Here is a 12,880-nt window from a genome sequence, read left to right on the forward strand (position 1 = left end):
TAATCTTTATTACATTAGCCACAGCTGAAATTCAGTTTTCGAAAAATTCGCTTTGCCCTTGTTTTTTCATGTCAATTTATTGCTGACTGTTTCCACAAATGATGCAAAACGGTTAAAAAACCACCCTTTCAAAAACCTGAGAGCGAAAAAATAAATTTGTTAATTATGCGATTCAGCCATCATTTATGGCTGGTCCTGTTCCGCCTTTTGGGCAGCAAGTTGTTGAAAAGCAGCATTGAAATTTGAGTTAAGTCACGCCGCGTGGGTGGTGGTCATACCAGGAAAGTTCTGGAAAAAATTCGCGGCGCGGCAAAAGTCGGTAAACTCCCGGTTTTGCCATTTAAACGATGTTGCTGCACCACTTTAATAAGAGGCGCAACGGCCACTGAACTCACGGCCAGTGCTACACTTTTCCGCTTTACCCTTGATGAATCTGACCTATGACTGCACTGGACGCTGCACAACAACATAAGCATCAGAGCCGCCTGAATTGGGGCACACGCACCCTCTTTCTGATTAATGGTTTAGGGATGTCAGCCTGGGCACCGCTGGTGCCGTTTGCCCGCGATCGTCTGCAGCTCAGCGGCGCGTCATTGGGCGCGTTACTGCTTTGCCTGGGAATTGGTTCGCTGGTCGCGATGCCGGTGACCGGCACGCTGGTGGCACGGTTTGGCTGCCGTCAGGTCATGGGCTTCTCCACGCTGTTAGTGCTGCTTATGATGCCGCTGCTGGCCACCGCTGACTCTCATCTGGTGATGGCAGCGGCGCTGATGCTATTTGGTGCCGGGCTGGGCATGCTGGATGTGGCGATGAATTATCAGGCGGTGCAGGTTGAGCAGGCTGCCGATAAACCGATGATGTCCGGCTTTCATGGCTTCTTCAGTCTGGGCGGCATTCTGGGGGCGGGTACGGTGAGCCTGTTGCTGAGCCGCGCGTTTACGCCGCTGCACGCGACCCTGGTGGTGATGGCCGTGATGCTGTTACTGCTGCTTTGGCGACTGCCGGTGTTAATGAATCAGCGCCTGCATCAGCCCGATCAGCCCTGGCTGGTGATCCCACGCGGCTGGGTCGCATTTCTTGGCCTGCTCTGCTTTATCCTGTTCCTGGCGGAAGGGGCAGTGTTGGACTGGGGCGCACTGCTGTTGCTGCAGAATCCGGCGATGTCACCCGCTTATGCGGGTCTGGGCTATGCGGTCTTTTCGGTAGCGATGACGCTGGGACGTTTTAGCGGCGATAAGATCATCCAGCGGTTTGGCCGCTATCCGGTGATGCTGACGGGCGCACTGACTGCCGCAGCAGGTATGACGCTGGCCGTCTGGCTGCCGTGGCCGGAGATCGCCCTGCTGGCATTTCTGCTGGTGGGCTTTGGTTTGTCCAATACGGTGCCGATGTTGTTCAATGCTGCCGGGAATCAACAGGATATGCCTGCAAACCTGGCGATTTCTGCCATGACAACGCTGGGATATGCGGGTATTCTCTCAGGTCCGGCTTTAATCGGATTCATTTCGCAATGGATCAGCCTCAGCGGCGCATTTTTAATGATCGCGCTGTTGCTGTTAGCGGTAGCCGCCAGTGCGCGAAAAGTTGCGCGATAATTCAGGTACCTGACACGCTATGTTGTATAAGTTTCCACTGACCTCCGGCAATGTCACCCGCTTTTTTGTGGTTTTCAATCTGGTGCTGCTGCTGGCGCTGGGCTTTATGGTGCATAACTCGGTCAATGCCTGGCTGACCGGCAAACGCTATGCCATGGACGATCTGGCGCGTGACGTGCAGAAGCGCATCGACGCCTACCGCTTTGCCACCTGGCAGATCTATGAAAATCTCTCCACCAGTGCGGCAGGCGCTACACCCGGCAGCAACCTGCAGGAGACGCGGCTGCGTCCTGACGTCTATTACCTGGAAAAAACCCGCCGTAAAACTGAAGCGCTGATTTTCGGCTCACACGACAGCAGCACGCTGGATATGACCATGCGGATGTCGAACTATCTCGACACGCTGTGGGGCGCAGAAAATCCTACCTGGTCGATGTACTTTTTAAATGGTCAGGACAACAGCCTGATTATGATCTCGACCCTGCCGCTGAAAGATATGGCGACGCGTTATAAAGAGAGCGCTATCAGCGCAATGGTGGATAGCCGCCGCGCGGAGATGCTGCAACAGGCCAATGCGCTGGATGAACGCGAGAGCTTCTCGCCGCTGCGCCACCTCGCCTTCCAGAACGACCACTATTTCACGCTGCGCACTACCTTTAATCAGCCGGGCCATCTGGCCACGGTGGTCGCCTTTGATCTGCCGGTTAACGATATTGTTCCGCAGAACATGCCGCTGGAAAACTTCCAGCTGCGTCAGGACAGCTCAATGCCTGCCACGACAGCCGATCAGCAGGAGGTGGAAAACACCCGCATCACGCTGGTTAACCCCAATATTGAGATTACGGCCACCCTGCCCAGCACGTCGCTGCAGCTGGTCTATCAGGTGCCAATTACCCGCCTGATTATCGACAGCCTGCACAACCTGCTCTGGCCGCTGCTGATCAACCTGCTGCTGTTCCTGCTGTCGCTGGCGGGTATCGTGCTGCTGCGCCAGCAGTCGCTGCGTCCCAGCGAAAATCAGAGCGCTGAACTTGATTCGCTACGGGTACTGAACGAAGAGATTGTGGCCAGCCTGCCGGTCGGCCTGCTGGTGTATGACTTTGCCAGCAACCGCACCCTGCTGAGCAATAAGATTGCTGAACATCTTTTACCGCATCTCAATCTGCAGAAGATTATTAATATGTCCGACCAGCATCAGGGCGTGCTGCAGGCCACTATCAATAACGAAGTGTATGAAATTCGCCACGCCCGCAGCGTGCTGTCGCCACATACCCAGCTGTTTATGATGCGTGACCAGGATCGTGAGCTGCTGGTGAACAAGAAACTGCAGAAAGCGCAGCAGGTGCTGGACCGCAACCATCAGATGCGTCAGCAGCTGCTGCACAATCTGGGTCATGCGCTGAATCAGCCACTGGAGAAGATGGTGACGCAGCTGGTGCAACTCAGCCAGCGTGACGCCGATGAGACCGTGCTGGACCTGCTCGATGAGAGCCAGGGGCTGGCGCGCCTGGTGGATGATATCGTGCTGCTGAACCGGCTTGAGGCGCATGACTGGTCACCGGATGCCACCGTCTTTAACCTGCAGGAGCTACTGGACGAAATCGCACTGGAAAGCCTGCCGCTGATGCGTCGCAAAGGGCTGTCGCTGGTGGTGAATAATCATCTGGCGAATGACGAGACGCGCTTTGGCGACCGTCGCGCCCTGCGCAAAGTGCTGACCACGCTGATGCACTATGCTCTGACCACCACCCGCTGGGGAAAAGTCACCCTGGAAGTTAAGGCTGCGGACAAACAGGCCGATAGAGTGATCATCGAACTGGTGGACACCGGTGCGGGCCTGACGGTGGATGAGCTGGCGAATGTCGACTTCCCGTTCCTGGGCGATACCAGTCAGGATCGCTACGGACAGGCTTCCGGCATGGCATTCTTCCTGTGTAAGCAGCTCTGCAAGCAGATGGGTGGCAGTCTCGATATCGTGGCAAAAGCGGATATCGGCACGCGCTATAACATGCAGCTGCCGCTGGTGCTGGAGCAGAAGCACGAAGAAGAAGAGGAAAAGATTCTGGATGGTGTGACCGCGCTGGTGGAGATCACCGTGGAGGACGTGCATAAAATCGTCTGCCGCCATCTGGAGAACTGGGGCGCACGATGTCTGACACCCGATGAGCGTATTTCCGGTCAGGATCACGATGTGCTGGTGACCGACGATCCCTCAAAGCTTAGCGGCTGGGCACTGCTGCTGGCGGAAGATGAACTGGGTCATCATGCACTGAACGACCAGCAGTATCGGGTCAATTTCAATCTCAGTAATGCGATGCTGGATGCCTTACTGGCCCTGATTGAGAAGCAACTGTCGCATGATGTGATGGATAATGACATGGAAGACGACACGGCCACGCCATTGATGAGCGGCGGCTATTTCCAGCTGTTTACGGAGACAGTACCGGTTGATGTGAAGAGACTGTATACTGAGTCGGCGGAAAAGGACTACGCCTCGCTTGCTCAGACAGCGCATCGCCTAAAGGGCGTGTTTGCCATGCTCAATCTGACTCCCGGCAAACAGCTTTGTGAAGAGTTAGAACACCACATTAAAGCGTGTGACGATTCAAACATTACAAATACCACCAGTGATATTGACGCTTACGTCAATCAACTGCTGCAGCAAGGTAACCAATAAGATGAATAACTTAAACGTAATTATTGCCGATGACCATCCAATTGTCCTTTTCGGTATCCGAAAGTCTCTGGAACAAATTGAATGGGTCAACGTTGTAGGTGAGTTCGAAGACTCAACAGCACTGATCAATAATCTGTCCAAGCTTGACGCTAACGTCCTGATCACCGACCTCTCTATGCCAGGTGAGAAGTATGGCGATGGCATTACGCTGATTAAATACATTAAACGCCACTATCCGGATCTGTCGATTATTGTTCTGACCATGAACAACAACCCGGCGATTCTGAGTTCTGTGCTGGATCTCGATATCGAAGGGATTGTCCTGAAACAGGGCGCGCCTACCGATCTGCCGAAAGCACTGGCTGCACTGCAGAAAGGCAAGAAATATACGCCGGAAAGCGTTGCGAAACTGCTGGAGAAGATCAGCGCAGGTGGTTATGGCGACAAGCGTCTGTCACCAAAAGAGAGTGAAGTACTGCGTCTGTTCGCTGAAGGTTTCCTGGTAACGGAAATCGCCAAAAAACTGAACCGCAGTATCAAAACGATCAGTAGCCAGAAGAAATCAGCGATGATGAAACTGGGCGTGGATAATGATATCGCGCTGCTGAACTACCTGTCGTCTGTCAGCCAGACTCAGGTAGAAAGAGACTAAGTTACGTCTGAGGCGGTGCAGCCTGCACCGCCTCTTCTCTGCCCTATCCTGCTTTATCCTGGCCGCGTTTTGCGCACCCGATCAGCATAGATGGCCAGCGTCACTTTCAGCACATCCAGCGTCACCGGTTTTGACAGGCAGTTATCCATGCCCGCATCCATACAACGCTGTTTCTCTTCCGCCAGCGCATTCGCCGTCACGCCCACTACCGGGAAGAGATGGCCCAGCTGACGCAACCGCTGCGTCAGGCGATAACCATCCATGTTTGGCATGTTCACATCAGTCAGCACGATGTCGATTTCATTACGACTCAGCACGTTAAGCGCATCAACACCATCCTGCGCGGTTTTCACCTGATAGCCCAGCGTGCCAAGCTGTTCCGACAGCAGCATGCGGTTAATCGGATGGTCATCAACAATCAGCACCATGATGTCATCGTTATGCACTTTCTCTTCGACTGGCGCGGCCAGCAGCAACGCATCCGCCGCATCGTGGCCCAGCGAAATACGGTAGATGCGCGCCAGCAGCGCCGGCACCTCGTGCAGCGTGGCTGTCGAGTGGATCCAGCGTCCCGGCTGACGTTCACGCGGCATATCCACATGCGAGCCATCAAAGGTGATCAGCGCCCGCAGCGGTAAGTCGATTTCCAGGTCGTAATCGGTCATCACCACATCGTCGTGACCCGGCTTACCGTTATATTCCGCAACCTCAATGCCCTGCTGCTGAATCTGGCGGGTAATAAACTCCGCAAGATAGTCGTTACGCATCGCCAGCCAGATTTTGTTCTCTTTCAAATCCTCCAGCAGCATCAGTGACGGCTTCTGCCCTTTGTAGATCGGGATACGCACAATGAACTGGCTGCCCATGCCTGGCTCTGAGTCGACCTCAATATCACCGTCCATCATATTGATCAGCTTTTCACAGATCGCCAGTCCCAGCCCGGTGCCCTGGAAATTACGCTGCACGCCACTGCCTACCTGGAAGAAAGGATCAAACAGACGCGGCAGCTCTTTCGCCGGAATGCCGACGCCGGTATCACGGACGCGGAAGGCCAGATAGCCTTCGGCAACCCAGGCGTGGAGGATAATACAGCCGGTGTGCGTGAACTTAATCGCGTTATTCAGCAGGTTGGAGATCACCTGCTGCAGACGCAGCGGATCGCCGTCCAGCACCTGCGGCACATCATGTTCGATAAAGCAGTAGAGCGTCAGCCGCTTCTTCACCACCAGCGACAAATAGTTGCCGACGATGTGGGTGACGATTTCGCGCGGTGCAAACGGACGCGGTTCGATTTTCAGCTGCTCGGACTCAATTTTCGAAAAGTCGAGAATATCGCTGATAATCTTCAGCAGCAGGCTGGAGGAGTTGTTCATCGCCGTCACCAGCGAGTCGATGCCGCTGGGCAGCTCTTTGGTCTGTAACAGGTCGAGATTACCGATAATGCCATATAGCGGCGTGCGCAGCTCGTGACTGACGGTTGCCAGGAACATCGATTTAGACTGGCTGGCCTGCTCTGCCGCGTGTGCCATCTCCTGCAGAGACTGTTCCATTCGCACGCGCGCCGAAACATCGACCAGCACGCAAATCGCCACGTTCTCATTACGATAGCGCGAATGCACAAAGCTGATCTGCAGGTTGGTATTACTGCCGGTCAGCACATCGACAAAGTTGACCTGCTGCCCGCCAATAATCTCATTCAGCCTCAGACGATCTTCCTGCGTCAGCAACGTCAGATAATTGTGTGCCAGCTCGTTACTCAGAATATTGGTGCCGTCGCTGGTACGTAAAATACAGATCCCGACCGGCGCAGAGGCAACAATCTTACGGTTAAACTGCTCATGCTCTTCCAGCCGGTGGGCATTCTCCTCCGCTGGCAGGAACATCCGTCGTTCGAACACCCATGCGAGAGTAAACAGGATTACGGCGCTGAAAATATTAAGCAGCAGCGCATTGATAATCATCAGCTTAAGCTGATCAACCATCACGTCTGTGGGTATCGACCACACCACGTTAAGATCGGACGGCGGCAGCGGTTTCTTCAGCACCAGCTGACGATAACCATTCAGATAACCAAACCAGGTTTTATCATCCGGCAGATTATCCAGCGAGAAGCCCAGCCCGCCGCGCCGCGAGTTAAGCAGCGGACGGTAATTTTCGTCGGTAATGGACGCAATAATCGGCAGGCTGCCCGGCTGAATAAACTCATCCAGCCGGATGTTCTGCTCAACACCCAGCAGCGCCTGTAACTTATTGGCGACATAAACCGGCACTACCATATAGAAGGTGCCGACGCCGGGCTGCGCACTGCTGTTAATCCAGTACATCGGATTGCGGCGATCTTCCTCACTGCTATTGCGATAGCGCAGTACATTCTCACGCAGCGATTTCAGGCTGCGTTCCCGATCGGCATTACTGCTGCCAATGGTAAAGTCCGCCAGACACTGACTCTCGCCACCGATAAAGAACACCCGATTGAGCTCATACGACGAGGCGAAGTTGCTCTTCCAGTAATTGATGTAGTAGCTGAGGGAATCGAGCGAGTTACGCCAGGTGTTGCTCATTGAGGTACAGTCGCCATCCGAAAAGAGTGGCGTAAACTGCGGCTGCGTAGTTTTGCCTGGCATCATGCCGGTCAGTACATCCAGACCACTGCTGGCGTTGGTCAGGCGGTTCTCGGTGATATATTTCAGCTCACGCATCATGTCCGCCGAATGACGCACATACCACTGAATCGTGCCGTAGTTACTGGCGAATTCCTGCCGGACCTGCGTCTCTTTATTGTGCAGCACACTGATGATGTAAAACGCCGTCAGAACAGCGCCCAGCGTCCAGATTAGCAGCGCCAGCGCGCGGAAAAGATAGCGCGAGATGCGAAGCGTAGTGCGGAAAGAGACAGGATATTTCAAAGGTAACTCGCAGTTGGCAAGGTTAGTCGCATCATCGATTTTTAATGCCCATACACTAGCTTTATCAGGCGAAAAAAGCCAGCCAGCCGCAGGCTTAGCGGAAGGTTTGGGAATCTTTTAAGATAGCGAAAGCCCTGCCTGTAACTCAATAAGCCAGTCTCACCCCTGACCCAAAGCCATTCACACGTGCACCAATAAAAAGCGAAACCGCTGTCCTGACAAGAAAGACCCGCTATGCCTGAAGAGTAAAGCGTCCACGCCAGGGATGGCGTGGCCGATCTGCAGGGATGCAGGAATCCTTTGCGATCGGGCATAGCGGGCCTTTCGGCGGCTCCCATCCCGCAGCCACCGGCTTCCGGCTCCCGTTCTCTGCTACCCTGCCCACACTCAAAGCAACACCGTAATTCCAGTGAGAAAGGCTGGCTAAGCCCGAAGAGCAAAGCGTCCACGCCAGGGATGGCGTGGCCGATCCGCAGGGATGCGGGAATCCTTTGCGATCGGGCATAGCGGGCCTTTCGGCGGCTCTCGCCTCACAGCCACCGGCTTCAGGCTTTCGACTCCCGTACTCTGCTACCCTGCCTCCACTCAAAGCAACACCGTAATTCCAGCGAGAAAGGCTGGCTATGCCCGAAGAGCAAAACGTCCACGCCACGGATGGCGTGGCCGATCCGCAGGGATGCGGGAATCCTTTGCGATCGGGCATAGCGGGCCTTTCGGCGGCTCCCATCCCGCAGCCACCGGCTTCCGGCTCCCGTTCTCTGCTACCCTGCCCACACTCAAAGCAACACCGTAATTCCAGTGAGAAAGGCTGGCTAAGCCCGAAGAGCAAAACGTCCACGCCACGGATGGCGTGGCCGATCCGCAGGGATGCGGGAATCCTTTGCGATCGGGCATAGCGGGCCTTTCGGCGGCTCCCATCCCGCAGCCACCGGCTTCCGGCTTCCGGCTTTCGACGCTAGTTATCTGCTACCCTGCCTCCACTCAAAGCAACACCGTAATTCCAGTGAGAAAGGCTGGCTATGCCCGAAGAGCAAAGCGTCCACGCCAGGGATGGCGTGGCCGATCCGCAGGGATGCGGGAATCCTTTGCGATCGGGCATAGCGGGCCTTTCGGCGGCTCTCGGCTCACAGCCACCCACACCCGATCTCCAAAAAAAAAACGGCAGGCCGGGTTTCCCCTGACCTGCCGTTTCTGCAACGAACCTCAGCTTACATCAGACAAATTACTCTTCGTCTTCTGCTGCGTCGTCTTCATCTTCTGCATCCGCTTCCGGTGCAATCTCTTCATCGTCGATCTCAGCTTCCGGCGCAATATCATCTTCGCCTTCCGCCACGCTGCCGTCGATTGAATCCAGCTCTTCCTCTTCAACCGGCTCGGCAACACGCTGCAGTCCGACTACGTTCTCATCCTCAGCGGTACGAATCAGAATCACACCCTGGGTATTACGACCCACGACGCTCACTTCTGACACGCGGGTACGCACCAGCGTACCGGCATCGGTGATCATCATAATTTGATCGCCATCGACAACCTGAACCGCGCCAATCACCGGACCATTACGCTCGGTCACTTTGATTGAGATAACACCCTGCGTCGCACGCGACTTGGTCGGATATTCGCTGTTGGCCGTACGCTTACCGTAACCATTCTGCGTCACGGTCATAATGGCACCCTCTTCACGCGGCACAATCAGCGACACCACACGATCGCCTTCAGCCAGCCTGATGCCGCGCACGCCAGAAGCGGTACGACCCATGGCACGAACTGCAGTTTCTGCAAAGCGCACCACTTTACCGGCTGCGGAGAACAACATCGCTTCATCGTTGCCGTTAGTCAGCGCCACGCCGATCAGCTCATCGTCATCACGCAGATTCACGGCAATAATACCGGCGCTGCGCGGACGGCTGAACTCTTTCAGCGCGGTCTTCTTCACGGTACCCAGCGCGGTCGCCATAAAGATATTGAAGCCTTCGGTATACTCACGTACCGGCAGAATCGCCGTAATACGTTCGTTGGCTTCCAGCGGCAGCAGGTTGACGATTGGACGTCCACGCGCGCCACGACTTGCTTCCGGCAGCTGATAAACCTTCATCCAGTACAGACGGCCACGGCTTGAGAAGCAAAGAATCGTGTCATGGGTATTCGCCACCAGCAGACGATCAATGAAGTCCTCTTCTTTGATACGTGCGGCTGACTTGCCTTTACCACCACGACGCTGCGCTTCATAGTCGGTCAGCGGCTGATACTTCACATAGCCCTGATGCGACAATGTCACCACAACATCTTCCTGATTGATCAGGTCTTCGATATTAATATCGGCGGTATTTGCGGTGATCTCGGTACGACGATCGTCGCCAAACTGATCGCGCATCAGCTCCAGCTCTTCGCGGATCACTTCCATCAGACGCTCAGCGCTCGACAGAATGTGCAGCAACTCAGCGATCTGCTCCAGCAGCGCTTTGTACTCATCCAGCAGCTTCTCGTGCTCAAGGCCGGTCAGTTTCTGCAGACGCAGATCCAGAATCGCCTGAGCCTGCTGCTCGGTCAGATAGTACTGACCATCACGGATGCCGTACTGCGGATCCAGCCACTCCGGACGGGCGGCGTCATCGCCTGCACGTTCCAGCATCGCTGACACATTACCGAGATCCCACGCCTGAGCAATCAGACCCGCTTTCGCTTCTGCCGGGTTTGGCGCACGACGAATCAGCTCGATAATCGGATCGATATTCGCCAGCGCAATCGCCAGACCTTCCAGGATATGCGCGCGGTCACGGGCCTTACGCAGTTCAAAGATGGTACGACGCGTTACGACTTCACGACGATGACGAACGAAGGCGTCCAGAATCTCCTTCAGCGCCATAATCTTCGGCTGGCCCTGATGCAGCGCCACCATATTGATACCAAACGAGGTCTGCAACTGAGTCAGTGAATAGAGATTATTCAGAACCACTTCGCCGACCGCATCACGCTTGATCTCAATCACGATGCGCATGCCGTCTTTATCAGACTCATCGCGTAGTGCGCTGATGCCTTCAACACGCTTCTCTTTCACCAGCTCCGCAATCTTCTCAATCAGGCGGGCTTTGTTCACCTGATACGGCAGCTCATGAATGATGATGGTCTCGCGGCCTGTTTTCGCATCGGCTTCCACTTCGCCACGTGCGCGAATGTAAATCTTGCCGCGTCCGGTGCGGTACGCTTCTTCGATGCCACGGCGACCATTGATAATGGCGGCGGTCGGGAAATCAGGCCCCGGAATGTGCTCCATCAGCGCTTCAATGCTGATGTTCTCATCTTCAATGTACGCCAGGCAGCCGTTAATCACTTCACGCAAGTTGTGCGGTGGAATGTTGGTTGCCATACCTACGGCGATACCGGAAGAACCGTTCACCAGCAGGTTAGGGATTTTGGTCGGCAGAACTTCAGGGATCTGCTCAGTGCCGTCATAGTTCGGTACGAAATCGACGGTCTCTTTTTCCAGGTCAGCTAACAGGTCGTGGGCGATTTTCGACATGCGAATTTCGGTATAACGCATCGCTGCAGCGGAGTCGCCGTCGATGGAACCGAAGTTGCCTTGTCCGTCCACCAGCATGTAACGCAGGGAGAAAGGCTGGGCCATACGTACAATGGTGTCGTAAACAGCAGAATCACCATGCGGGTGATATTTACCGATAACGTCACCAACGACGCGGGCAGATTTTTTATAGGGTTTGTTCCAGTCGTTACCCAATACGCTCATCGCATAGAGTACGCGACGGTGAACCGGCTTCAGGCCATCACGCACATCGGGTAAAGCTCGGCCAACGATGACCGACATGGCGTAACCGAGGTAAGAATTCTTTAATTCTTCTTCGATATTGACCGGTGTAATTTCTCTCGCAAGGTCGCTCATGGAGCCGCTATCCCTCTACTTAATCCCGGATTTTAAAGGTGCGAAAGTATATCACACTGCAATGCCCGGGTGAACGTTAACCACCGATTTCCCCCGCTTTTCATTGCCCCTGAAAGGTGTGCCAACTGCGGTTAAGCGTTTATACTGTGGGCACATTTTGTCAGGAGTTACGATTCAATGAATGCACAACCGCAGAATCATCAGCAGAACGTCGATGCGCAGGAAATTGCCAAGTTTGAGGCCGTTGCCTCGCGCTGGTGGGATCTGGAGGGTGAATTTAAACCGTTGCACCGTATCAACCCGCTGCGCCTGGGCTATATCGCGCAGCACAGCAACGGTTTGTTTGGTAAAACCGTGCTCGACGTGGGATGCGGCGGCGGCATTTTAGCTGAAAGTATGGCGCGTGAAGGCGCAGTCGTGACGGGCCTGGATATGGGCGCTGAACCGCTGGCCGTGGCGCGCCTGCATGCTCTGGAGAGCGGCGTGACGCTGGACTACGTGCAGCAGACCGTAGAAGAGCATGCGGAGCAGCACGCCGGAAAATATGATGTGGTAACCTGCATGGAGATGCTGGAGCATGTGCCGGATCCACGCTCGGTGGTTCACGCCTGTGCAAAGCTGGTCAAACCCGGCGGCGAAGTCTTTTTCTCTACGCTGAACCGCAATCCTAAAGCCTGGCTGCTGGCAGTATTCGGCGCGGAATATGTACTGCGCATGGTTCCGCGCGGCACTCACGACGTGAAGAAATTTATCCGTCCTTCCGAACTGCTGGGCTGGGTGGATGAAACGGCCCTGCGTGAACGCCACATCATTGGCCTGCACTACAACCCGGTGACCAACCGCTTCAAACTGGCTCCCGGCACTGACGTCAATTATATGGTGCACACCCACCGCGCCGTATAAGTAATCGGCCCGCCTGAATCAGGGCGGGCTTGTTCTTCCCTTTCCACTTTTCATCGCCTGCTCCCCCCGAAATCAACGCAACAGAGGCATAGTGTTATCTGCCAGTGGGTTACGTCACACCCACTCACTTCTGCTTTAGTTTTCAGTCCCCGCCATCTCGCAACGCGCCGGGGAGGTAGTCTGTTTTCGCTATTTTTCCTCCCCTGCAGGGCCGAAAAGGGAGGATTGAATAAGAAATACGCGTCCGATCAA

6 protein-coding genes are annotated in these 12,880 nt (G+C 55.0%); 4 read left to right on the forward strand and 2 right to left on the reverse strand.

The annotated features are described in order from the left end of the window. Positions 1-440: 440 nt before the first annotated feature. The 3 genes from AC6I8C_RS12940 to rcsB are packed head-to-tail and all read left to right on the forward strand — an operon-like array spanning position 441 to position 4,924. Entirely contained in the window at positions 441-1,595 is a 1,155-nt protein-coding gene (locus AC6I8C_RS12940) for an MFS transporter (RefSeq protein WP_497822718.1), read from the forward strand. 19 nt (positions 1,596-1,614) lie between these two features. After that, positions 1,615-4,272: a phosphotransferase RcsD gene (gene rcsD, locus AC6I8C_RS12945; protein ID WP_497822719.1), complete on the forward strand. Its 2,658-nt coding sequence runs from the start codon at positions 1,615-1,617 to the stop codon at positions 4,270-4,272. Between the two features lies 1 nt (position 4,273). Next, on the forward strand, positions 4,274-4,924 hold the full coding sequence (gene rcsB / locus AC6I8C_RS12950) for a response regulator transcription factor RcsB (RefSeq protein ID WP_009089068.1): 651 nt from the start codon (positions 4,274-4,276) through the stop codon (positions 4,922-4,924). Positions 4,925-4,977: 53 nt separating this feature from the next. Here the strand turns inward: rcsB and rcsC are convergent, their stop codons facing one another. After that, the gene (gene rcsC, locus AC6I8C_RS12955) at positions 4,978-7,830 is read right to left on the reverse strand and encodes a two-component system sensor histidine kinase RcsC (protein WP_266308675.1); all 2,853 of its coding nucleotides are present in this window, start codon (positions 7,828-7,830) and stop codon (positions 4,978-4,980) included. 1,222 nt (positions 7,831-9,052) lie between these two features. Continuing rightward, positions 9,053-11,725: a DNA topoisomerase (ATP-hydrolyzing) subunit A gene (gyrA, locus tag AC6I8C_RS12960; protein WP_497822720.1), complete on the reverse strand. Its 2,673-nt coding sequence runs from the start codon at positions 11,723-11,725 to the stop codon at positions 9,053-9,055. A 177-nt stretch (positions 11,726-11,902) separates the two neighbouring features. Here gyrA and ubiG point away from each other — a divergent pair, with 177 nt between their 5' ends. Next, positions 11,903-12,628: a bifunctional 2-polyprenyl-6-hydroxyphenol methylase/3-demethylubiquinol 3-O-methyltransferase UbiG gene (ubiG, locus tag AC6I8C_RS12965; RefSeq protein WP_497822721.1), complete on the forward strand. Its 726-nt coding sequence runs from the start codon at positions 11,903-11,905 to the stop codon at positions 12,626-12,628. The last annotated feature ends 252 nt before the right edge of the window (positions 12,629-12,880 follow it).

The organism is Pantoea sp. X-Soil-YNGN-844 (assembly GCF_059730595.1).

Bases quoted from the DNA above. Each gene is read 5' to 3' on its own strand.
- AC6I8C_RS12940 (WP_497822718.1), top strand. From the start codon at position 441: ATGACTGCACTGGACGCTGCACAACAACATAAGCATCAGAGCCGCCTG.
- rcsD (WP_497822719.1), top strand. From the start codon at position 1,615: ATGTTGTATAAGTTTCCACTGACCTCCGGCAATGTCACCCGCTTTTTT.
- rcsB (WP_009089068.1), top strand. From the start codon at position 4,274: ATGAATAACTTAAACGTAATTATTGCCGATGACCATCCAATTGTCCTT.
- gyrA (WP_497822720.1), bottom strand. From the start codon at position 11,725: ATGAGCGACCTTGCGAGAGAAATTACACCGGTCAATATCGAAGAAGAA.
- ubiG (WP_497822721.1), top strand. From the start codon at position 11,903: ATGAATGCACAACCGCAGAATCATCAGCAGAACGTCGATGCGCAGGAA.